This window comes from Bradyrhizobium sp. LA6.1 (genome assembly GCF_040547805.1).
In the GTDB taxonomy this organism is placed as follows: domain Bacteria; phylum Pseudomonadota; class Alphaproteobacteria; order Rhizobiales; family Xanthobacteraceae; genus Bradyrhizobium; species Bradyrhizobium barranii.
Map to the genome: position 1 here is coordinate 117,074 of NZ_JBEPQK010000017.1, position 22,643 is coordinate 139,716.

The 22,643-nt window shown below is 65.7% G+C and carries 22 protein-coding genes; 16 read left to right on the top strand and 6 right to left on the bottom strand.

Translation table 11 applies throughout. From position 1 onward, the window contains the following. Positions 1 to 47: 47 nt before the first annotated feature. Positions 48 to 605 carry a biotin transporter BioY gene (locus ABIB99_RS33000; RefSeq protein WP_063983547.1) on the bottom strand — a complete coding sequence of 186 codons (558 nt, stop codon included), beginning with the start codon at positions 603 to 605 and terminating at the stop codon, positions 48 to 50. Positions 606 to 711: 106 nt separating this feature from the next. Then, complete coding sequence (locus ABIB99_RS33005) at positions 712 to 1,899, bottom strand: pyridoxal phosphate-dependent aminotransferase (RefSeq protein ID WP_247310827.1); 1,188 nt, start codon at positions 1,897 to 1,899, stop codon at positions 712 to 714. Positions 1,900 to 2,076: 177 nt separating this feature from the next. On the opposite strand from ABIB99_RS33005, the gene ABIB99_RS33010 reads away from it, so the two are divergent. From ABIB99_RS33010 to aat, 10 genes are all read left to right on the top strand, one after another. After that, positions 2,077 to 3,480 carry a M48 family metalloprotease gene (locus ABIB99_RS33010; protein WP_354179552.1) on the top strand — a complete coding sequence of 468 codons (1,404 nt, stop codon included), beginning with the start codon at positions 2,077 to 2,079 and terminating at the stop codon, positions 3,478 to 3,480. A 98-nt stretch (positions 3,481 to 3,578) separates the two neighbouring features. Further along, entirely contained in the window at positions 3,579 to 4,346 is a 768-nt protein-coding gene (locus ABIB99_RS33015; RefSeq protein WP_354179554.1) for a DsbA family protein, read from the top strand. Between the two features lie 237 nt (positions 4,347 to 4,583). Continuing rightward, the gene (locus ABIB99_RS33020; protein ID WP_354179556.1) at positions 4,584 to 5,378 is read left to right on the top strand and encodes a DUF1236 domain-containing protein; all 795 of its coding nucleotides are present in this window, start codon (positions 4,584 to 4,586) and stop codon (positions 5,376 to 5,378) included. A 258-nt stretch (positions 5,379 to 5,636) separates the two neighbouring features. Then, positions 5,637 to 6,104 carry a type II 3-dehydroquinate dehydratase gene (gene aroQ / locus ABIB99_RS33025; RefSeq protein ID WP_135213477.1) on the top strand — a complete coding sequence of 156 codons (468 nt, stop codon included), beginning with the start codon at positions 5,637 to 5,639 and terminating at the stop codon, positions 6,102 to 6,104. 35 nt (positions 6,105 to 6,139) lie between these two features. Beyond that, positions 6,140 to 6,628: an acetyl-CoA carboxylase biotin carboxyl carrier protein gene (gene accB / locus ABIB99_RS33030; RefSeq protein WP_085401096.1), complete on the top strand. Its 489-nt coding sequence runs from the start codon at positions 6,140 to 6,142 to the stop codon at positions 6,626 to 6,628. Positions 6,629 to 6,687: 59 nt separating this feature from the next. Then, on the top strand, positions 6,688 to 8,043 hold the full coding sequence (accC, locus tag ABIB99_RS33035; RefSeq protein WP_354179559.1) for an acetyl-CoA carboxylase biotin carboxylase subunit: 1,356 nt from the start codon (positions 6,688 to 6,690) through the stop codon (positions 8,041 to 8,043). Positions 8,044 to 8,145: 102 nt separating this feature from the next. Continuing rightward, the gene (locus tag ABIB99_RS33040) at positions 8,146 to 9,663 is read left to right on the top strand and encodes a sensor histidine kinase (RefSeq protein ID WP_354179561.1); all 1,518 of its coding nucleotides are present in this window, start codon (positions 8,146 to 8,148) and stop codon (positions 9,661 to 9,663) included. Next, positions 9,660 to 10,100, top strand: a complete 441-nt coding sequence (locus tag ABIB99_RS33045) for a response regulator (RefSeq protein ID WP_063983554.1) — start codon at positions 9,660 to 9,662, stop codon at positions 10,098 to 10,100. Before ABIB99_RS33040 ends, ABIB99_RS33045 begins: the two co-directional genes overlap by 4 nt. Further along, positions 10,097 to 11,200, top strand: a complete 1,104-nt coding sequence (locus tag ABIB99_RS33050; RefSeq protein WP_354179563.1) for a sensor histidine kinase — start codon at positions 10,097 to 10,099, stop codon at positions 11,198 to 11,200. The genes ABIB99_RS33045 and ABIB99_RS33050 overlap by 4 nt, the downstream gene beginning before the upstream one ends. Positions 11,201 to 11,248: 48 nt before the next feature. After that, a complete protein-coding gene (gene aat, locus ABIB99_RS33055) occupies positions 11,249 to 11,929 on the top strand; it encodes a leucyl/phenylalanyl-tRNA--protein transferase (RefSeq protein ID WP_135213473.1) in 681 nt (226 codons plus the stop codon). Between the two features lie 40 nt (positions 11,930 to 11,969). Here aat and ABIB99_RS33060 read toward each other — a convergent pair whose 3' ends face one another. Continuing rightward, entirely contained in the window at positions 11,970 to 13,013 is a 1,044-nt protein-coding gene (locus ABIB99_RS33060; RefSeq protein WP_354179566.1) for a DUF2155 domain-containing protein, read from the bottom strand. A gap of 204 nt (positions 13,014 to 13,217) precedes the next feature. Here ABIB99_RS33060 and lipP1 point away from each other — a divergent pair, with 204 nt between their 5' ends. Together lipP1 and ABIB99_RS33070 are read left to right on the top strand one after the other, a co-directional pair. Continuing rightward, positions 13,218 to 14,165, top strand: coding sequence for a LipP1 family hormone-sensitive lipase (lipP1, locus tag ABIB99_RS33065; RefSeq protein ID WP_354179568.1), 948 nt, complete (start codon positions 13,218 to 13,220; stop codon positions 14,163 to 14,165). An 8-nt stretch (positions 14,166 to 14,173) separates the two neighbouring features. Next, positions 14,174 to 15,181 (top strand): Na+-dependent transporter, encoded by a 1,008-nt coding sequence (locus ABIB99_RS33070; protein WP_354179570.1) that lies wholly within the window; start codon positions 14,174 to 14,176, stop codon positions 15,179 to 15,181. Between the two features lie 7 nt (positions 15,182 to 15,188). Here the strand turns inward: ABIB99_RS33070 and ABIB99_RS33075 are convergent, their stop codons facing one another. Together ABIB99_RS33075 and ABIB99_RS33080 are read right to left on the bottom strand one after the other, a co-directional pair. After that, complete coding sequence (locus tag ABIB99_RS33075) at positions 15,189 to 15,983, bottom strand: methyltransferase domain-containing protein (RefSeq protein WP_354179572.1); 795 nt, start codon at positions 15,981 to 15,983, stop codon at positions 15,189 to 15,191. 35 nt (positions 15,984 to 16,018) lie between these two features. Continuing rightward, complete coding sequence (locus tag ABIB99_RS33080) at positions 16,019 to 16,960, bottom strand: GlxA family transcriptional regulator (protein ID WP_354179574.1); 942 nt, start codon at positions 16,958 to 16,960, stop codon at positions 16,019 to 16,021. A gap of 94 nt (positions 16,961 to 17,054) precedes the next feature. Between ABIB99_RS33080 and ABIB99_RS33085 the strand changes: the two genes are divergently transcribed. Beyond that, complete coding sequence (locus ABIB99_RS33085) at positions 17,055 to 17,741, top strand: DJ-1/PfpI family protein (RefSeq protein WP_354179575.1); 687 nt, start codon at positions 17,055 to 17,057, stop codon at positions 17,739 to 17,741. Between the two features lie 411 nt (positions 17,742 to 18,152). Here ABIB99_RS33085 and ABIB99_RS33090 read toward each other — a convergent pair whose 3' ends face one another. Then, on the bottom strand, positions 18,153 to 18,560 hold the full coding sequence (locus tag ABIB99_RS33090; RefSeq protein ID WP_028148726.1) for an NADH:ubiquinone oxidoreductase subunit NDUFA12: 408 nt from the start codon (positions 18,558 to 18,560) through the stop codon (positions 18,153 to 18,155). Between the two features lie 246 nt (positions 18,561 to 18,806). On the opposite strand from ABIB99_RS33090, the gene ABIB99_RS33095 reads away from it, so the two are divergent. The 3 genes from ABIB99_RS33095 (at position 18,807) to ABIB99_RS33105 (ending at position 22,342) form a co-directional block, all read left to right on the top strand. Next, entirely contained in the window at positions 18,807 to 19,427 is a 621-nt protein-coding gene (locus tag ABIB99_RS33095; protein WP_063983561.1) for a BA14K family protein, read from the top strand. 246 nt (positions 19,428 to 19,673) lie between these two features. Continuing rightward, positions 19,674 to 20,087: a response regulator gene (locus tag ABIB99_RS33100; protein ID WP_028148724.1), complete on the top strand. Its 414-nt coding sequence runs from the start codon at positions 19,674 to 19,676 to the stop codon at positions 20,085 to 20,087. Continuing rightward, entirely contained in the window at positions 20,084 to 22,342 is a 2,259-nt protein-coding gene (locus ABIB99_RS33105; protein ID WP_354131245.1) for a CHASE3 domain-containing protein, read from the top strand. The genes ABIB99_RS33100 and ABIB99_RS33105 overlap by 4 nt, the downstream gene beginning before the upstream one ends. Positions 22,343 to 22,643: the final 301 nt, after the last annotated feature.

Here is a 22,643-nt window from a genome sequence, read left to right on the forward strand (position 1 = left end):
TCAACTTGGCCGGCTCTGTCAATCGGAACTGCTCGGAATGGTGCGCTTTACCCGCGTCGATCGACGATCCGGCGGGCCGCCGGCATCAGCGCGGCGCCCAGCGCGTTCTTGACCACCGATGCCGCAATGAACGGCGCGACGCCGACCGCCCAAGCCTTGGTTGCGCCAAGGCCGATGACGTAGGCCAGCCAGCCGAAGCCGGCGATGAAGATGACGACATGGGCGAGCGCCATTGCTCCAAACAGGAACACGACGTTGCGATCCCAGCCGCGCTCGGCCAGCCAGCCGGTGATGAAGGCAGCCAGCACGAAGCCATACAGGTAGCCGGCAGTCGGGCCGACCAGCGGTGCAATTCCACCGACCGGGCCGGCGAACACCGGCAGCCCCATCGCGCCTTCGGCGAGGTAGGCGATCATGGTTGCGCTGCCAAGGCGCCAGCCATAGGCGGCGCCGATCATCAGCACGACCAGCGTCTGCAGGGTCATGGGCACGTAAGGCAGTGGCAGATTCACCTTGGCTGATAGCGCCATCAAGGCGGTGCCGAGCGCAATCAGCACGACGGCGCGAAGTGCGCCGACGGTTTCACCCGGACGGGTCGGCCACATCAATGCGGCGAGAGGAGAATGCGGCGTGGCGACGGACGGGAGGGAACGGTCAGACAAAGTTGAACTCCGCAGGGCTGGTGTCGAAACGGCTGTCGAAAACTCGCGGCTATTTAAGCCAGTGAGCGATCCGGTCAACTGCCTCCCGCATCTCCGCTGCCGAACGCGCATAGGAGAGCCGTATGAACGAACGACCATGGATCGGATCGAAATCGAGACCCGGCGTGGCCGCAACGTGCGCCTGCTCCAGCATCTGCTTGGCAAACTCGAAACTGTCCGAGGTGAAGTCCGAGACGTCGGCATAGAGATAGAAGGCGCCGTCGGCAGGCAGGAACTTGCTGAGGCCCGCCTTGGGCAATCCCTCGATCAGGATGCGCCGGTTTTCCTGATAGCCGTGCTTGATCTCCTCCATCTCGGCCGCGCCGTCGAAGGCGGCCTCGGCCGCGATCTGCGACAGCGAAGGCACCGAGATCGACAGGTTCTGCTGCAGCCGCTCGATCGGCCGCACCAGGATCTCGGGCACGACCATCCAGCCGACGCGCCAGCCCGTCATGCAGAAATATTTCGAGAACGAGTTGATCACGAGTGCGTGCTCCGACAGCGCCGCCGCCGTCGCCGCCGGAAACGCGTAGTCGAGCCCGTGATAGATCTCGTCGGAGATGAAGCGGATGCCGGCGTCTTCTGCCGCAGCGATCAGACCTGCGAGCGCCTCGCGGGACATCATCGTCCCGGTCGGATTGGCCGGGCTGCCGACTAGCACGCCCTTCAGCGGCGCCTTGCGATGCGCCGCCAGCAGCGCCTCGCCGGTCAGCGCGTGGCGCGTGTCATTGGTGGTCTCGATCAGCACCGGCTCGCAACCGAGCGCGGTGAGGATGTGACGGTAGGGCGGATAGCCCGGCACCGTCACGGCGACGCGGTCGCCGGGCGCGAACATCGACAGGAAGGCCAGGATGAAACCGCCGGAGGAGCCTGTCGTCACCACGATCCGCTCGGGGCTGACATCACAGCCATAGGCATCGCGATAGTGGCGCGCGATGCGTTCGCGCAATGAGGGGATGCCGAGCGCGGAGGTGTAATCGATCCGCCCCGCCTCGAGCGCCGCATGGGCGGCCGCGATCGCGGTCTGTGGGGCGCCAGTTGCGGGCTGGCCGACCTCCATGTGGATGACATGGCCGCCTGCCGCCTCGATTCGGGCCGCGGCGGCCATCACGTCCATCACCATGAACGGGGGAACATCGCTGCGGCGGGAGGGCTCGAGCCACTGCCCCACCCGGTTCCTCAATGTCGCATCGTGCATCGAATTCTGCTATTCGCTGGCGAACCGGTCGGTTCGGTCCCGGAAACGGGGCGCTTGCGCCCCAGACTGGCCGCATTGTACGGCTCATAAGGGCATATCTCGTATCCGGTCCGCCGCCAATCGCCAAAAACCAATCACGAAACTGCTTGATCAAGACCGTTTGACCCAGACCGCCTGATGTTGCTCCAGATCGCATTGCGCAAGAAGGCCTCCGCCCTCACCGCCCTCGTCACTGCCGCGGCGATCGCGCTGTTGCCGATGCCGGCCGCGCATGCGCAGGCCAAGGGACCGCCGATCCTGCGCGACACCGAGACCGAGCAGCTGCTGCGCGAATACACGCGCCCGATCCTGCGCGTTGCCGGTCTGGAAAAGCAGAACATCCAGATGGTGATCATCAACGAAGGCTCGTTCAACGCGTTCGTCGCGGACGGCCGCCGCATCTTCGTCAATTACGGCGCGATCATGCAGTCGGAGACGCCGAACCAGATCATCGGCGTGCTCGCGCACGAGACCGGACATCTGGCCGGCGGCCATCTGTCCAAGCTGCGCGAACAGCTCGCCAACGCCCAGACCCAGATGATCATCGCCATGCTGCTCGGGGCCGGCGCGATTGCCGTGGGTAGCACCCGAGGCAGCAACAGCGCCGGCAACAACGGCCTCGCCAATGCCGGTGCCGCCGCCATCGCCGGACCGCAGGAGATGATCCGCCGCACGCTGCTGTCCTATCAGCGCCAGCAGGAGGAGAACGCCGACCGCGCCGGCGTGAAATTCCTGACCGCGACCCAGCAGTCGCCGAAGGGCATGTACGAGACCTTCAAGCGCTTCACCAGCGAGAGCCTGTTCGCGTCCCGCGGCGCCGATCCCTATCTCCAGTCGCATCCGATGCCCGCCGAGCGTGTCGCATCGCTTCAGGAATTCGCCAGTTCCAGCCCCTATTGGGACAAAAAGGACGATCCCGCGCTCCAGCTCCGCCACGACATGGCGCGCGCCAAGATTTCCGCGTTCATGGAGCGGCCGGAGACGGTCTACCGCCGCTATCCCCAGACGAACGACAGCATGCCGGCGCGCTATGCCCGCGCCATCAGCACCTATCTGCACGGCGATTTGCGCAGCGCCCTGGCCCAGATCGACGCGCTGATCCAGGTCCAGCCGAACAACCCGTATTTCTACGAGGTGCGCGGCCAGGCCCTGCTGGAGGGCGGCAAGCCGGCCGAAGCGATCCCCGCCCTGCGCAAGGCGGTGCAGCTGTCCAACAACGCCCCCCTCATCGAGATGTTACTTGGGCAGGCTCTGGTTGGATCGGATAATAAGGCCTACACCGATGATGCCGTTCGGATTCTCCGGGCCGCGGTGGCACGGGAACCGGAGGCTGCGCTCGGCTATATGCAGCTCGCGATGGCCTATGGCCGGAAGGGCGACTATGCCGAGGCGGATCTGGCGTCGGCGCAGGCCGCTTATCTGCGCGGCGACAACAAGACCGCCCGCGAGCTCGCCACGCGCGCGAAAACCCGTTTCGCCGTCGGCACGCCCGGATGGGTCAAGGCCGACGACATCGTGGCGGCCAAGCCGCCGCGCAACTAACGCGACCAAGACGACGCCTGACACCACGACGTCACGACACCGAGCTTAAGTCCGCCGGGACGTTTTCCGAAACCAGCTTTCGATAAGAGGATTTGCCTATGCCTTCGCTGCGCCTGCTTGCTCCCGCGCTGTTCGCGCTCGCCATGTTCGGCGCAGTCGCGCCCGCGTCGGCCGACAGCTTCTCCGATTCCCAGCGCACCGACATCGAGGCGATCATCAAGAACTATCTCGTCACCCATCCTGAGGTGCTCGAGGAAGCGATGACCGAGCTCACCAAGCGCCAGGCCGCGGCCGAAACGCAGAAGCACGAAGCCAGCATCGCGCAGAACTCCGATGCGATCTTCAACTCGCCGCGCCAGGTCGTGCTCGGCAACAAGGACGGCGACGTCACCTTCGTCGAGTTCTTCGATTACAATTGCGGCTACTGCAAGCGCGCGATGGGCGACATGCTCGACCTCATGAAGGCCGATCCGAAGCTGAAGGTCGTGCTGAAGGAGTTTCCGGTGCTGAGCCAGGGCTCGGTTGAAGCGGCGCAGGTCGCGGTCGCCGTGCGCATGCAGGATCCCACCGGCAAGAAGTATCTCGACTTCCACCAGAAGCTGCTCGGCGGCCGTGGCGCCGCCGACAAGGCGCGCGCGCTTCAGGCGGCCAAGGAAGCCGGCCTCGACACCGCGAAGATCGAAAAGGACATCGGCAGCCCCGAGGTGCGCGCCACCATCGAGGAGAATTTCAAGCTCGCCGAAGCGATGGGCATGAACGGCACGCCGAGCTACGTGATCGGCAAGCAGATCGTGATCGGCGCCGTCGGCCTCGAAGGCCTGAAGGAAAAGATCGGCGTTGCCCGTTGCGGCAAGGCGACTTGCTAACAAGGCGACCTGCTGATCCCGCATTTCACAATCTGCGCATGCGACGAGGCCGGCTGAACAGCCGGCCTTTTTCGTTGACCGCAGCTCTGCGCGAATTCTGGCGCGAATCCGGCGCGCGCATTCATCTCGCGTTTAAGAAACAAATACCCCGGAACCGCCGATGTTCCGGAACAACTCAAATCTCCTTTCGTTGGTGGCGCGGGCAATGACGCTAAGAAACACGTGAGGAGAAATTTGATGTCTAACCGCTTTATGATCTCGGTCGCCGCGCTCGCGCTCGTCGCAGGCACCGGGCTGGCGAACGCACAGGGCACCATGAACCGCGACAGCGGTGGTGGCGCCGGTGCGCAGCCGACGCAACATTCGCAACCCGCCGGCGGCGCAGCTGAACGTGGCGCGATGGGCAAGGAAGCCGCTCCCGAGAGGGGCACCGTCGGCCAGGCTGGCGGCGCCATGAAGCCCGGCGGAGCAGCCGAGGAGAAGTCGTCTGGCGCGACGGAGAAATCCGGCGCGATGGAAAAGTCAGGCGGGATGGAAAAATCCGGCACGATGCACAAGAACGCGGCTGACGAGAAGGCCGGCGCGACGAAGGGTGAGCACGCCCAGGGCGCGCAGGACAAGTCCAAGAGCACGATGGACAAGTCCCAGATGGACAAGTCCAAGAGCACCGAGACTGACACCAAGAGCGGCAACATGAACGCCCAGACCAAGGGCGCGGACAGCAAGGCTGCCGACACCAAGTCTCAGACCACGACCGGCGCCGCGCCTGCGACCGCTGCGGCACCGCCTGCCGAGAAGCGGACCGAGATCTCAACGGCGATCAAGTCGACCAAGATCGAAGAGACCACCAACGTCAACTTCAACATCTCGGTCGGCGCCGCGATCCCGGCGTCCGTTCGCTTCCATCCGCTGCCGCCCCGGATCGTGGAAATCTATCCGGAGTGGCGCGGCTATGACGTGATCTACGTCCGCGGACAGTACATCATCGTCCGTCCGCAGACGCGCGAGATCGTGTACATCATCGAAGGCTAAGCCGCTTGGCTGACGGCCCGATAAGCCCTTGCCGAGAGATCGGCAGGGGCTTTTGGCCTATTGGGCGGCCTCCCCTGCCTATCCCGCCCGGCAGCCACGATTAGAACTGGTTAACAAGCAATTTCCGTAACTTCCGCACAGGTTTTTGCACCCCGGATGAGCTGTTTGAAGCCCCCTGGGAGGTCCTTCAAGGCTTCCCCTAGGGCGCTTTGTTACCTATAACCCCCGCCACGCCGAAGCACCTCTTGCGGGATTGGAATGGCCGAACCAGCAACCGACACGATCCTCGTTCTCAACGGGCCGAACCTCAACATGTTGGGGACGCGCGAGCCCGAGAAGTATGGCCATGCGACGCTGGCCGACGTCGAAACGCTGTGCCGCGAAGCGGCGGCGGCGTACGGCCTCAAGGCCGACTGCCGGCAGTCCAACCGCGAAGGCGAGTTGATCGACTTCATCCACGAGGCGCACGCCCGCAAGATGAAGGGCATCATCATCAATGCCGGCGGCTATTCGCACACCTCGATCGCGCTGCACGACGCGCTGCTCGCGGTGCAGATCCCGACCGTCGAAGTGCACGTGACCAACATCCACGCCCGCGAGAGCTTCCGTCACCATTCCTACACCGCGCGCGCGGCCTTCGCCTCGCTCTGCGGTTTCGGCATCGAGGGCTACCGCCTCGCGATCCAGGGCCTTGCCGCCAAGCTCGGCATCAAGCCCAAAGCCTGACGCTCCCTCTTCACACAGAACATTCGGATCAGAACATGGCGCGCCAGCCAGACGACAAAGCAGCCGTAAAGTTTTCCAGCGAGGATTCCGCGCTCGTCCGCGAGCTCGCACTTCTGCTCGATGAGACCAGCCTCACCGAGATCGAGATCGAACGGGCCGGCCTTCGCCTGCGCGTCGCCCGCAACATCAGCGTCGCCGCCACCATGCCGATGCAGATGGCGGCCGCTCCCGCCATCCTGCCGGCGGCCGCAGCTGCCGCCGCGCCGGCCGCGGCCGACCTGTCGAAGCATCCGGGCGCGGTGATCTCGCCGATGGTCGGCACCGCCTATTGGGCGCCGGAGCCCGGCGCCAAGCCGTTCATCGAGGTCGGCAGCAAGGTCTCCGTCGGCCAGACGCTGCTGATCATCGAAGCCATGAAGACCATGAACCAGATCCCCTCGCCGCGCGCCGGCACGGTGACGCAAATCCTGGTCGAAGACGGCCAGCCGGTCGAGTACGGCGAGCCGCTCGTCATCATTGAGTAATGGTCGTGGGCGGTCAGCCGCCCTAGCCGCTTCCCGCGCGCCAGTCCCTTAAGGACACCATGTTCGACAAGATCCTCATAGCCAATCGCGGCGAGATCGCCCTTCGCATCCTGCGCGCCTGCAAGGAGCTCGGCATCGCGACCGTCGCCGTGCACTCCACCGCCGACGCCGACGCCATGCATGTGCGCCTGTCGGACGAGAGCGTCTGCATCGGGCCGCCGCCGTCCAAGGACAGCTATCTCAACGTGCCCGCGCTGCTCGCGGCCTGCGAGATCACCGGCGCGGATGCTGTGCATCCCGGCTACGGCTTCCTCTCCGAGAACGCGCGCTTCGCCGAAATCCTTTCCGAGCACAATCTGCATTTCATCGGCCCCAAGGCTGAGCACATCCGCCTGATGGGCGACAAGATCGAGGCCAAGAAGACGGCCAGGAAGCTCGGCATTCCCGTGGTGCCCGGCTCGGACGGCGCGGTCGGCCCCGAGGACGACGCGATGGCGATCGCCAGGAAGATCGGCTTCCCCGTGCTGGTCAAGGCAGCCGCCGGCGGCGGCGGCCGCGGCATGAAAGTCGCGCAGAGCGAGGCCGACCTCCAGGTGGCGCTGTCGACGGCAGCCAACGAGGCCAAGTCCGCCTTCGGTGACGCGTCCGTCTATCTCGAAAAATACCTCCAGAAGCCGCGTCACATCGAGATCCAGATCCTCGGTGACGGCCGCGGCGGCGCGATCCATCTCGGCGAGCGCGATTGCTCGCTGCAGCGCCGCCACCAGAAGGTCTGGGAGGAAGGTCCCTCGCCCGTCCTTGCCGCCGCTGCACGCGCCAAGATCGGCGAGACCTGCGCCAAGGCGATGCGCGAGATGAAATATCTCGGCGTCGGCACCATCGAATTCCTGTTCGAGGACGGCGAGTTCTACTTCATCGAGATGAACACCCGCATCCAGGTCGAGCATCCCGTCACCGAGAGCATCACCGACATCGACCTCGTGCTGGAGCAGATCCGCATCGCTGCCGGCGGCGATCTGCCGGCCAAGCAAAGCGAGATTCAGATCATCGGCCATGCGATCGAGTGCCGTATCAACGCCGAGAACCCGCAGAGCTTCCGTCCCTCGCCGGGCCGCATCACGCAATATCACCAGCCCGGCGGGCTCGGCGTGCGCATCGATTCCGCGGTCTATCAGGGCTACACCATCCCGCCCTATTACGACTCCCTCGTCGGCAAGCTCATCGTCCACGGCAAGACCCGCGCCGAATGCCTGATGCGGCTGCGCCGGGCACTGGACGAGATGGTGGTCGAGGGCATCGAGACGACGCTGCCGCTGTTCCGCGACCTGGTGCGCCAGGACGACATCATCAACGGCGACTATCACATCCACTGGCTGGAACAGTATCTCGCGGGTAAGGAACCGGCCGCGGGGTGACTCTCTCTCCCGATGGAACCCTTTGGCCCCCATCGCGTTCTGGACGGGGACAGTTCCGAGGGGGCCTTTTGAGTTCCGTTGACGTGACGAAGCGAGACCGTCGTGACAACTGAGGCGCAACGACGGCGCTCCATGTGGCAGATCCTGCTGTTCTCGGCGGGTCTTCTGGTGTTGACCGTGATCAGCGCCGGCTCCGTCTACCTGGTCAACAAGGCCAGAGACGATAGCAAATGGGTGATCCACACCATCGAGGCGGAGAATCAGATCAACGCCCTGCTGCTGGAAATCCGGCGTGCCGAGAGCGCCGCCCGCGGCTATCTCCTGACCCAAGGGGCGGATTTCAAGGCCGACCATGAGAAAGCCGTGGCAGCGATCATACCTGCCCTCGACAAGCTCACGCGCCTGACCCGCGATAATCCGGACCAACGCGGCCACATCGAGAAGCTGAGCGCGGCTATCGAAATCCGGCTGGGGCAATTCAAGCAGGAGCTGGACTTCATCGGCCAGAATCGGCCGGACAAGGCCATAGCGCAGGTCCGCGAGGCCGCCTCCACCGACACCACGGCCGAGATCAGCAAAGTCGCCGTCTCCATGATCCAGGAGGAGGAGCGTCTGTTCCGGCTCCGATCGGCCAATTCCGACCGCAGCCAGACGCTGGCGGCCTCGATGACCGGCATCGGCTCGGGCCTCGTGGTGTTGCTGACCCTGATCTCGATCTGGCTGGTGCGGCGCTCGGTGCGGGCCCGCGACGAGGCCGAGACGCGCCTGCGCGACGCCTACGCCAATCTCGAGACCGTGGTCGACGAACGCACGGCAGACCTGCGCGAGGCCAACAACGAGATTCAGCGCTTTGCCTATATCGTCAGCCACGACCTTCGTTCGCCACTCGTCAACATCATGGGCTTCACCAGCGAACTCGAAGAGCTCAGCGGCGACATTTTCCGCCGTATCGGTGGCCTTACCCATGTCCCGGCCGATGGCCCGCCGCTAGCTGACGGCGAGGTCACGCTCGAAGGCCCCGACAAGCAGCTTTCAACGGATTTTTCCGAAGCGCTCGGCTTCATCAAATCGTCGATCGGCAAGATGGACCGCCTGATCTCGGCGATCCTCCACCTCACCCGCGAGGGCCGGCGCGAATTCGTGCCCGAGAAGATCGACACCCGCGAGCTGATCGAAGCCATCGTGTCGACGCTGGCGCATCAGTCCGCCGAAGCGCAGGCCGAGATCCATGTCGCGCCGCTGCCGGATCTGGTCAGCGACCGCCTTGCGCTGGAGCAGATCTTCTCCAATCTGATCGACAACGCCATCAAATATCTCAAGCCCGGCGCCCCCGGCGAGATCAGAATCCGCGGGCGCACCAAGCTTGGCTACGCTATCTTCGAGATCAGCGATAATGGCCGCGGGATCGATCCGAAAGATCACCAGCGGATTTTCGACCTGTTTCGCCGGGCGGGAACCCAGGACAAGCCTGGTCAGGGCATCGGTCTTGCGCATGTGCGCGCACTTGTGCGCCGCCTCGGCGGTACCATGTCGGTATCATCGGAACTGAATACGGGCAGCACCTTCACCATCACGCTGCCCATCACCTGGAACGCAAGCAACCGGAACGCCGACCAATGACTCAACCCGTCACCATCATCATGATCGAGGACGACGAGGGCCACGCCCGGCTGATCGAGCGCAACATCCGCCGATCCGGCGTCAACAACGAGATCATCCCCTTCGCCAACGGCACGGACGCGGTGAAGCACCTGTTCGGCTCCGACGGCAGCGGGCTCGTGCAGAAGGGCAATGCGCTCCTGATCCTGCTCGATCTCAATCTCCCCGACATGACCGGGATCGACATCCTGAAGCAGATCAAGGAGAACAAATACCTGAAGGCCTCGCCCGTGGTGGTGCTGACCACCACCGACGACAGCCAGGAAATCAAGCGCTGCTACGAACTCGGCTGCAACGTCTACATCACCAAGCCCGTGAACTACGAGAATTTCGCCAATGCCATCCGGCAGCTCGGCCTGTTCTTCTCGGTCATCCAGGTCCCGCCCGCCGCCTCATGAACCAGCACCCGCCTACACTGCTCTACATCGACGACGACGCGGCCTTGGCCCGCCTGGTCGAGCGCGGCCTGACGCGACGCGGCTACAAGGTCATTCATGCCGCGAGCGGCGAGGAAGGCCTGGAGCGTATCCGCCGCGCGGAGACCGACGGCTGCATCGACGTCGTGGCGCTCGACCAGTACATGCCCGGCCTCGACGGGCTGGAGACGCTCGAGCAGATCATGGCGATACCAGGCGCGCCGCCCGTGGTGTTCGTCACCGCGTCGCAGGATTCCAGCATCGCGGTCACCGCGCTGAAGGCGGGCGCGGCCGATTATCTCGTCAAGGACGTCAAGGGCGATTTCATCCCTCTGCTCCACGTCGCCGCCGACGGCGCGCTGCGCCAGGCCGAATTGCAGAAGGCGCGCGAGGAAGCCGAGGCCGAGATCCACGCATCGCGCGACCGCTACGCCGCGCTCGCCGCCGAACGCGAGCTGCTGCTGCGCGAGGTCAATCACCGCGTCGGCAACTCGCTCCAGATCATCGCTTCGCTGCTGCATCTCCAGGCGAACTCGGCGGGCCAGGAAGAGGTCAAGGCGGCGCTGACCAACGCGATGGGCCGCGTCGCCGCGGTCGCGCAGGTGCACCGCCGGCTCTACACTTCGCAGGACCTGAAGAGCGTGGTGCTGAACCAGTATCTGGATTCGCTGCTCGAGGATCTCAGGCGCTCGGCCGAAGGCAACCGGATGTCGCGCCTGACGGTGAAGGCCGAGCCGATCGAGATCGACCCGGACCGCGCCGTCGCCGTCGGCATCGTCGTCAACGAGCTGGTGATGAACGCGGTGAAATACGCCTATCCCGACGGCGCCGGCCCCATCCATGTCGAGCTGACCTCGCAGGGCGAGGATCTGTTGCTGGCGATCACCGACGACGGCGTCGGCGACAAGGTCAAGGCGGATCCACGCTCGACCGGCATGGGCCAGCGCATCGTCGCGGCGATGGCCACCAAGCTCGACGCCACCGTCGAGCGCGACCCCGCCCATTCCGGAACTCGCGTCATGCTGAGGTTCCGCCGCACGCCCGCAGCCCCCGACAAGACCAACAACGCCGCCGCAGGCTGACCCTCGCCCCCCTTCGCAACACCTCCACGATCCTGCTATTGTCGCGGCATGACTTCGCGCGACTCCGCTTCGTCTGAAATCACGCCGGCCGTGCTGTTGCGCGCCTATGCCTGCGGCATCTTTCCGATGGCCGAGAGCGCCGACGATCCGACGCTGTTCTGGGTGGAGCCGGAATTGCGCGGCGTCATCCCGCTCGAGGGATTTCGCGTGGCCTCACGGCTCGCGCGCACCGTCCGTACGGACGCCTTTCGCGTCACCGTCAACACCGCGTTCAAGGCAACGATCGCCGGCTGCGCCGCGCCGCAGGCGGGACGCGAGGACACCTGGATCAACAAGCGGATTCGCGACCTCTATGGCGGCCTCTACGAGCTCGGCCATTGCCACAGCGTCGAGGCCTGGCAGGGCGACGACCTCGTCGGCGGGCTCTACGGCGTCAGCCTCGGACGCGCCTTCTTCGGCGAGAGCATGTTTCACACCGCGCGCGATGCCTCGAAGGTCGCGCTGGTGCACCTGGTCGCGCGGCTGATCCATGGCGGCTTCGAGCTGCTCGACACGCAATACGTCACTGATCATTTGAAGAGTTTTGGCGCGGTCGAGATTTCGCGTCGGCGCTACACCGCACTGCTCGACAAGGCGCTGGCCGGCGACCCCGGCGATTTCCTGAGGCTGTCAGCCGGTGACGCGATCCCGGGCGCGCGCGCGCTCGACATCGTCGCCTCGCGGCCATAATCGGTGATGCGGCCTAGCGCCCGAACCCGGGGGATTTGGTCTAACGCCCAAACCCCGGGATACCGAACAGGCCCGGCCGCTGCTCCGGCGGCGGCGGGGGTGGCGGCGCCGGCTGCTGCTGCTGGATCGGCGGCAAGGGCTGCGGCGGGCGCTGCTGCACGGCCTGCTTGGGTGGCGCCGCCTTCTTCTGCGCGGGCGGCGGAGCCGGCGGCTTTGCCGCGGTCGGATCGGGCGCCGCGGTCGCAATGGTCTGCTGCGGCTCTTTGCAGTCGGTGAGCCAGATGTCGTAGATCGGATGCTCGACGCCGTGCAGGCCGGGGCTCGCCGCATACATCCAGCCCGAGAAGATGCGCTTCACCTCGCCCTGCAAGGTGATCTCGTCGACCTCGACGAAGGCGTCGGTATTGGTGGCTTCCGTCGCCGGCCGCGTATAGCAGGCGTCGGTTTTGACCCGCAGCGCGCCGAACTGGACGGTCTCGCCGATGTCCTCGTCGAAATTGATGATGCGCCCGGTGATCTTGTCGAGGCCGGAGAAGGTCGCCTTCTTGTTCACGATCTTCTGGGCCGGCGGCTCGGTCACGACCTCGTCGCCCGGCTGGAGGCTCGCCGGGGTCTGCGGGACAGGGCCGCCCGGCCCGCCCTTCTGCTGGGGCTGGCGCTGACCGGGCCCACCCGGGGCGGCTTGCGGATTGGGCGGAGCGACCGCCACGGACGGCGGCTGGTTTGGCGGAGCGACGGTTGAGCCCGGCGGCGGCGCCAGGGGCTGGGATTCGACCGGCCCCGGCATCACGTTACCTTGCCGGCCCGGCGGCGGCGCCATCGGGCGCGATGGCAGCACGCGGCCCTGCGGCGGCAGCTCGGGGACCTCTTCATCGTCATCGGGGATCTGAGGCTGCGGCTGACCACGCGGAATCGAACCCGGCGGCCGCGGCGGCGGGTCGGAGAAGATCGTGCCGATCTGCGCCTGCGCGGGCGTCGCAACCGTCAATGCGGTGGCGGCCAGAAGCGCCGCAAGACCTGTCAGGGTAAAGGTTCGAACCATCTTCTCGCGCGGCTTCAACAGCGAATCGGGCTTGCTGGACATTCTACAGGGGATACCGCCGCTCGCAGGCCACCCGGTTAACACGGCGAATACGGCGGGGGAAGGGCGGCATCCCTGCCCTGCCCGCCGCCGGCTGGCCAGACCGGCGACCGGATGGGATAGTTGACCGGTCCCTCCCCGGGGCCGAGGCGGGCAGCGCCCCCGGAAACGACGTCCAACGACAACAGAAAGCCCAAGGTCGCTCCCATGCCCGTCGTGCTCGATCCCGATGCCGCCGCTGTCTACAAGGCCTTCCAGGAGGCCGGCCGCCCCGCCTACGAGACGCTGACGGCACCGGAAGCCCGCGCCTATTACGCGCAGGCCCGCTTTGCCACCAACCCCGAGCCGCCAGAACTGGCGCGCGTCGCGGTGCTGGCGATCCCGGCGCCGCACGGCGAAATCCCCGCCCGCATCTACGTCCCGAAGCAGCCACGCCTTCAGAACGGCCTGTCGCCGGCGCTGGTGTTCTTCCATGGCGGCGGCTGGGTGATCGGCGATCTCGACTCCCACGACGTCGTCTGCCGCCAGCTCGCCGTTTCAGGCGCGCTGATCGTGATCGCGGTCGATTACCGCCTCGCGCCCGAGCACAAGTTTCCCGCCGCCGCCGATGACGCGATCGCCGCCACGAAATGGATTGCCGCGAATGCGCGCGAGCTCGGCATCGATGCCTCGCGCCTTTCGATCGGCGGCGACAGCGCCGGCGGCAATCTCGCCGCCGTGGTCGCACTCACCGCACGCGACGGCAATGGTCCAGAGATCGCGGGCCAGGTCCTGATCTACCCTGCGACCGATTTCGCCATGACGCACGGCTCCCACCGCGAGCCCGAGACCAGCGTGCTGCTGACGCATTCGGTGATCCGCTGGTTCCGCGATCACTATCTCAACGGCACCGCCGACATCCAGGACTGGCGTGCCTCGCCGGCGCGCGCGAGAAGCCTTGCCGGTCTGCCGCCGGCCTATGTGCTCACGGCCGGCGCCGATCCCCTGCGCGACGAAGGCGACGACTATGCCGAGCGCCTCAGGCAGGCCGGCGTGCCCGTCGCGTACAAGCACTATCCCGGCCAATTCCACGGCTTCTTCACGATGGGCAAGCTGCTGCCGCAGGCCAATGTCGCGGTGCGCGAGATCGGCGCCTGGTTGAAGGAGCTGGGCTGACGCCTCCCATGCCCTTCGTTCTTCAAACCGTCTTCGCCCTCCCCCTGCGCGCGCTGACATGGCTCGGCAGCCAGGGCACCCGCGGGGTCGCGGCGGTCGTGTTCGTCGCCGCCGCCGTGCCGCCGCTCGGCGCGCTGCTGCGGCCCTACATCACCGAAGCGATCCTCGTCCTGCTCTGCATCTCCTTCATGCGAGTCGATCTCGCGGCGCTGTACGGTCACCTACGCCGCCCGGCGCTGATTGCGACCGCAACCGCCTGGACTACGATGGGCGTGCCGCTGATCGTCGGACTGATCATCTATGCAACAGGGCTCAACGACCGCTCGCCCGGCCTTTCCGTTGCCCTGATGCTCCAGAGCATGGCCTCGCCCATGATGGCGTCTCCGGCGCTCGCCGCGCTGATGGGCCTCGATGCCACGCTCGTGCTGGTCACGCTGGTGACCTCCACCGCGCTGGTCCCCTTCACAGCGTCGCTGTTCGCAAGCCTATTCCTCGACGGCATGCTCAGCGTCACGCCGGCGACGCTCGGCCTGAAGCTGCTCGGCATCCTCGCGGCGTCGCTGCTGGCCGCAACCATCATCCGTTGGGCGTTCGGCGCAAAAGCGATCCAGCGTCACAAGCGGCCGATCGACGGCTTCAACATCATCATCCTCCTGATCTTCGCCGCCGCGATCATGGGCGATGTTGTGAACGATCTGGTGGCGCAGCCGGTGTTCACCATCAGCCTGGCGGCTCTGTCCTTCGCGATCTATTTCACGCTGCTCGCCGTCACCACGCTGCTGTTCCGCCGCATCGGCTATGAGCGCGCGCTGGCGCTCGGGCTGATGGTGTCACAGCGCAATCTGGGCCTGATGCTGGCCGCGACCGCCGGCGCGCTGCCGCCAACCACCTGGCTCTATTTCGCGATGACGCAGTTTCCGATCCACCTTGCGCCCTACATGCTGACGCCGATTGCGCGCCGCTTCACGGCGCGCGCGGATGGCAACGGCGAGGCCGCTGCAGGCAAGGCGACCTAGGCCGCAGTCACAGCGGCGGCGCAGCCGGCTTTGAGGCCCTGAAGAGATACCGGTTGGTGCTGAAGAAGTATTGTCCCGCCCCGCTCAGACGCCCGAACTCGCTGTGCCATGCTTCGAGATCATCGGCTGAAACGTCGTTCCTGCGGGCGACGAAGTCCCGAATGCCCTGGGCCAGCCCCTTGCTGTAGCTATCGTCATCGTACTGCAAATTCAGAATTGGAAAGACCGACGCTCCGTCCAGGTGAAGTCGTGCATTCACCAATCTGCGGGCCATCGACCTTGGGAGACGCGGGTGAGCGCAGTGCGCTTCCCATGATTTCATGACCGCGGCCATACGTTCCGGGCTTTCGGAATGCCACACCACTGCGTCCCAATCCGTTGCGACAAAAATCGTACGGCCCCCTGGCTTGAGCACGCGAAATGTCTCTGCGAGGACGCGGTCGACATCAGGCACGTACTCGGCGACCTGTGTGCACACGACGACATCGAACGACGCATCGGATTGACCCAATTCCGTCGCCTTGCCGATGGCATATGAAATCCAGGTGGAACCCTTCTGCCGGTTGCAGACCGCGATCAGGTCCGTCGACACGTCGATACCGACGACAGCACCGTCGGGCCCAACGATCTGCGCCATGCTCTCGCAGAGATAGCCAGGACCACATCCGATATCGAGCACGCTCTCGCCGGCAGACAGATTGAGCTGCCGAATGGTCTCCGCGCGCTGGGCGGTCACGTCCCCTGTGAGATAAAGTCTCTGGAGCCGTTTCGCGTTCTCGTTGCTGTACTCCATCCCGCCCATCTTCGCCTCCACGCTCGAGTGCCAGGTGAGATTTCCTAACCCGCCCGCGCCGCGCGCCGCAGCGCCTGGGGCGGCTGGCCGAAGGCGCGGATGAAGGCGCGCCGCATGCGCTCGGGGTCGCCAAATCCGGTCGCCTCCGCGACGAGCTCGATCGCCTCGCGCGAGGACTGAACGCGCTCGCGCGCGACCTCGATCCGTAAGCGCTCGATCGCCTTCGACGGCGTCGTTCCGGTCTCGGCGGCAAAGGCGCGGGCAAAATGCCGCGCGCTCATGCCGGCACGATCGGCGAGGTCTTCGACCGTCAGCCGGGCGTCGAGGTTCTCGCGCGCCCAGGACAGCAGCGCGCCGAAGCGGCCGTTCGGCGTCTTCAACTCCAAGAGCGATGAGAACTGCGACTGGCCGCCGCTGCGGCGGTGATACAGCACGAGCTGGCGCGCGGCCTGTTGCGCGATCTCCTCACCATGGTCCTCGGTGACCATCGCGAGCGCGAGGTCGATACCCGCCGTAATGCCCGCCGACGTCCACACATTGCCGTCATGCGTGAAGATCTGGTCCGGCTCGAACTTTACCTTGGGATAGCGCGCGACGAAATCCCGCGTGCGGCCCCAATGCGTGGTGGCGCGGCGCCCATCGAGCAGGCCCGCCTCGGCCAGCACATAGGCGCCCGAGCAGACGCTGGCGACACGCACACCTCGCTTCGCCAGCCGCTGCACGAAGGCACGCGTGACCTCGCAGCGTGCGGCGTCCGTCACGCCTGCGCCACCCGCGATGACCAGTGTGGTGATCGCGTTCGCCGACTTGAAGTCGCGCGCCATCATTTCCACGCCGGACGAGCTGCGCACGGGCCCCGCGTTCAGCGCCAGCACGCGGATTCCGGTGGTCGTCTTGCCCGTGCAGCGCGCCGCGATCTCGAACACCGAGATCGGGCCGGCCGCATCGAGCAACTGGAAATCCGGGAAGATCAGGATGCCGATCATGGTCATGTCCGAAAGTGAGGGAAATACGCCATTTTGGACGGAATGGCATCATGAGAGGCTGCGTCCGTCAAGCTCATCTTTGGAGGACCTGCCCATGTCGTCACCGCTCCAGATCGGTCTTTTGGTGTTTCCGCGCGTCACCCAGCTCGACTTCACCGGTCCCTTGCAGGTGTTCTCCTCCGTCCCCGGCGCGAAGCTGCACCTGATCTGGAAACGGATCGAGCCGGTGCCGAGCGACTCCGTGCTGACCCTGACGCCGACCACGACATTCGCCGACTGTCCTCAGCTCGACGTGATCTGCGTGCCCGGCGGCGGCGGCACCAACGACCTGCTCAATGACGAAGAGGTGCTGGATTTCCTGCGCAGGCAGGCCGAAGGCGCCAGGTACGTCACCTCGGTCTGCACGGGGGCGCTGGCGCTCGGCGCTGCCGGCCTGCTCAAGGGCTACCGCGCTGCCACCCATTGGAGCGCGATGGAGATGCTCGGCCAGTTCGGCGCGACGCCGACCAAAACGCGCGTCTGCATCGACCGCAACCGCGTCACCGGCGGCGGCGTCACCGCCGGGATCGATTTCGCGCTGACGCTGGTGTCGATCCTGGTCGACCGCACCACGGCGGAAGCGATCCAGCTCCAGATCGAATACAACCCCGCCCCGCCGTTCACGTCCGGCTCGCCCGACACCGCGCCGGCCGAAGTGCTGGCCTTGCTGAGAGAGCGCGGCGCCGCAAACCAGGCCCGCCGCCTTGAGGCGGTCAAGCGCGCGGCTGAGCGGGTGATGTAGCTCTCATGTCCCGGACGCGGTGCAGCATGCAACGCTGCGCCGCAGCGTCCGGGGCACGAGACCTCCCGCAAGTCCCCAAAAGAAAAAGGCCGCTCGGTTTCCCAAGCGGCCTTTCCTGTCTTACGGTGGCTGCACATTCCATCGGGCGATTTCGAACTTCCAGACCGGGGGCCTATCTCCCGATCGAGTCCTCGTCGGCGGCCGCTGCATCACGGGACAGTCGCGAACTGTTGCCCGAACCGAACGCGATGGTCTCCCATCTCCGTAAGATGGGACCATTGAGCCGCATCGCTCGCGTAGCTGCAACGCCGGCGCAGGCGCTGTCCCCGCTGTTCCCGTTGTCCACAGCAAGGTGAGGCGGATGCTGGTGCATCCACCCCCACGGCAAGGATTCGGACGGAGATCGGAAAGCTAGCCAGGCGTCCAGGGCTGGTAGTCGCCGGTCGCCTTGGGACGCTTGCCGCTGGCAAGCGTCGAGCCGGAGGGCCGATAGGCGTTCGGCGTGCCGGTGGGGTTCGGCTGGTGCGGCTTTTGCCATTCGCGCGGCTGGTAGTTCTCTTCGGTCGGCGGCACATCGACGACGTGATGCATCCAGCCGTGCCAACCCGTCGGGATGCGGCTCGCTTCGGCGTAGCCGTTATAGATGACCCAGCGCCGCTCGAAGCCGAGTGTCGGATCGATCGCGCCGCCGCGGGTCCGATAATAGCGGTTCCCCTGCTCGTCCTGGCCGACCAGCTCGCCATACCGCTTGGTCCAGAGCTGGGTGCCAAAGGTCTGGCCACTCCACCAGGTGAAGAACTTGAGGAAGAACTGTTTCATACGGCTAGGGCCCTGCTTCGTGAGGCCCTGATGCCATCCGGGCGGCGAAATGTCCAGTTCCGCGGGGGCGGCGGTGCCCCCCGCAAAATGTGGTGCCCGGCGCAAGCCCTGCCGCAAATCGGACGCGATCCGTTCATGCCGGGTACAGCGGCCACATGGAAACCTGCGCCATACGCGCACACCGGCGTGAACCCTGGAACCGCGGGCCCTTCAAGAGGTTTGCTTCAGGGAATAAGGAGTTTGAACATGAAAAGTCTGAGAATTTTGAGCGCCGCGGCAGCGGTGGCGTTGGTCCTTCCGTTGGCGACGCCGAGCTTCGCCCAGGGCCGTGGCGGCCACGGCGGTGGCGGCGGTGGTCATTTTGGCGGTGGTGGCGGCGCCCATTTCGGCGGTGGCGGCGCCCGCATGGGCGGCGGCAGCTTTGGCGGCGCGCGGTTCGGTGGCGGCGGCGGCAATTTCGCAGCCGGAGCCATGCGCCCGAGCGCCGGCCTAGCCATGCGTCCGACCGCAGGAGCCACGTTTAGTGGTGGCGGCGGCCGTCCCCTCGCAGTCGCGGGTAACAACTGGCGCGGCGGCGGTGGCAACTGGCACGGTGGCGGCTGGCGTCGTCATGGTGGCGGTTTCTGGCCGGGCGTCGCAGCCGGTGCTGCGATCGGCGGGCTCGGCTCCTACGCCTACTACGGTGGCGGGTACTACAACGATCCCTACTACTATGGCGACGACAGCTATTATGACGAACCGTCGGTCGCGGTGGTGCCGGATAGCGGTGGTGACTCGTCGGCTTATTGCGCGCAGCGATACAGATCCTACGATCCGGCCTCGGGCACGTATCTCGGCTATGACGGCCAGCGTCATCCCTGCCCGTAAGCAGGTCGACAACGCTTGACGGAAGAGGCGTCGCATCGGTGCGGCGCCTCTTTCGTTTGTCGCGCGCTCATCGCCTGTTTCGCGCGCAGCCCGCGCATCGCGCGGGAGTAACTATGCACGCGAACGCGAGGGACCTTTATTCACCGCACCGTGCATATCTACAATGATCCAATCCCAAATTGACCCGTCCCGCGATTCGCCTATATCACCGATGAATGTTGGGACTTCGATCTACTGGGAAATGTCATGCCGCGTATCCTCGTGGTAGATGACGATCCGATGGTCGGCGCGACCATCGAGGTTCTGCTCCAGCGTCAGGGCTTCGATGTCACGATGGCTGACGGCGGCGAAACGGGACTGGCTGCGCTCGAAGCGCAGACGTTTGACGTGATGCTGGTCGACATCTTCATGCCGCACATGCGCGGCTTCGAATCCATCCGCATCTTTCACGAGCGCGCCCCGGCGATCCCTCTGATCGCGATGTCCGGCTACGCCTTCGCCTCGTCTGCCTCGCCCTCCCCCGATTTCCTTCGCATGGCATTGGAACTCGGCGCGACACGCTGCCTGCGTAAGCCGTTCACGCCGGACGCACTCCTGACCACGATCCGGGAATGCCTTGGCGAGGCCGCGCAGCCGAAGGACAAGAAAGAAGCCCCTTGATCCCAACGCAGCGCGTCATTCTCGGTGCTGGACTTGCAATCCTCCTGATCATCACCGCCGCCTCGATCGGACTCGACGTCAAGTCGCGGTACGATGCCGCCTGGGTCAATCACACTATCGAGACGCAGAAGAAGATCTCCGATCTGCGCGTGCTGATGCGCCACGCCGAGAGCGCCGCGCGCGGCTACGAGATCTATCGCAACCCGAGCTTCAGCGACGAGTTTCAGGCGGTGCACGCCCAGCTCGCGCCGGCGCTCGCCGACCTCAAGCGCAGCCTGCGTGACAATCCCGATCAGGTCGCGCTCATCGAGGGCACCGAGCCGCTGGCGCTGCGCCGGGTCGAGATCGCCGCAGAGGTGATGCGCCTGCGCGCCGAGAACGACCAGGCCGGCGTTGCCGCGCTCCAGGGCAAGGGCGAGGGCCGCGGCCTGATGGACACGGTGATGGGCAATCTCGATCAGCTGAGCGCGGAGGAAGAGCGATTGCTCGCCGCCCGCGCCCTAAGTTCCCGCCGCACCGGCATCGTCTTGCTCGGCATCGATGTGATCGGCGCGCTGGTGATCCTGCTGCTGGTCGCGATGCTGATGCGCGAGAGCCAGCGCACCACGGTCGCGCTGAAGAGCACCCTGCTGGAGACCACGGCGGCGAAGGAGCAACTCGAGGCGGCCGTCGCCGAGCGCACCGAGCATCTCGTCAACGCGCATGACGAGCTGCGGCTGTCGGTGAACGTGCTCCAGAGCACGTTCCACAGCATGGCCGAGGCTGTGCTGGTGATCGACGCCGAGGGCACCGTCCTTCTGTCCAATCCGGCCGCGGAGCGCATCTTGCTGCATCGCGCCGGCATGAGCCTGCGCAATCTGCGCGCCCTGTCCGACGTGTTTCACGGCGACGGCGTCACGCCGCTCAGGGCCGACGAGCTGCCCTCGACGCGCGTGCTGCGCGGCGAGCAGTTCGAGAATCTGGAGATGATCGTCCGCCCGCATAACGGCAACGATCCCCGCCATCTGATGATCAGCGGCCGGCCGATGCGCGACGGACAAGGCAACGTCTCCGGCGCCGTGCTGGTCTATCACGACGCGACCACGTCGCGCGAAACCGAGCGACAGCTGCACCAGTCGCAGAAGCTGGATGCGATCGGCAAGCTGACGGGCGGCGTCGCGCACGACTTCAACAACATGCTCACGGTGATATCAGGCAATACCGAGACGCTGGTGGCGAGCCTGAAGCAGCAGCCCGAGCTCCAGCGCGTGGCGCGGCTGATCGACGATGCCGCCGAGCGCTGCGCCGAGCTGATCCAGCATCTGCTCGCCTTTGCGCGAAGGCAGCCGCTCCAGCCGCGCAATGTCGAGATCAACGGCGCGATCGCCGATATCGCCAAGCTGCTGCGCCCCACCCTCGGCGAGCAGATCCAGATCGAGACCGTGCTGGAACAGGGACCGATGACCGCGCACATCGATCCGTCCCGCCTCACCAACGCCGTGCTCAACATGGCGATCAACGCCCGCGACGCCATGCCGAACGGCGGCAAGCTGCTGCTCGAGACCCACCACGTCGTGCTCGACGAGGCCTATGCGCAGGCCCACGCCGAGGTGCAGCCCGGCCCCTACGTGATGCTCGCGGTCAGCGACACCGGCACCGGCATGTCAGCGGACATCCAGCAGAAGGCCTTCGAGCCGTTCTTCACCACCAAGGAGGTCGGCAAGGGCTCGGGCCTCGGCCTCTCCATGGTCTACGGCTTCGTCAAGCAGTCCGGCGGCCACATCAAGATCTACAGCGAGGAAGGCCACGGCACCACGATCAAGCTCTATCTGCCGCCCGGCGACGGCATGACGGACGCGGCGGCCCCCGTGGCGCCGCAGGCCGAAGGCGGCGCCGAGACCATTTTCGTGGTCGAGGACGACACGCTGGTGCGCAACTTCGTCACCGCGCAGCTGCAGAGCCTCGGCTACGACACGGTCGCCGCGCCCGACAGTCGGGCCGCGCTGGACATGATCGAGGCCGGCCAGGACTTCGACCTCCTGTTCACCGACGTCGTCATCCCCGGCGGCATGAGCGGCCGCGAGCTCGCCGAAGAGGTGGCCAAGCGCCGGCCGGGCGTGAGGGTGCTCTACACCTCCGGCTACACCGACAACGCCATCGTCCATCACGGCAAGCTCGACGACGGCGTGCTGCTGCTGACCAAGCCCTACCGCCGCAACCAGCTCGCCGAGATGATCCGGAAAGCGCTGAACGGCGGCGGGATGACGGCGGGCTAGAGCACTTTCTCACGGCTTCGAAAGCGCGCGGATTGTGTGTGCGCTCGGCTGAGAACTGCACTGAATTACGAATGCTCACTGACGTCATCCGCGGTCTCGCGGCGGGTGTCGATGTTGTTTCCGGGTGACAGGCGACCGAAATCAAGCGGTATTTCTGGCAGGCAAGACCATTCTCGTTGAGCCGTTTCGGCGAGCGAATATGTTGCGGTCTGTTTCTGAGGATTTCACCTCGGAATGGCCTGCGGGTCGGTGCCAAGGCTGCCGGTAATACAGTTGATAATTGAATCGAGAATTGGTTCTT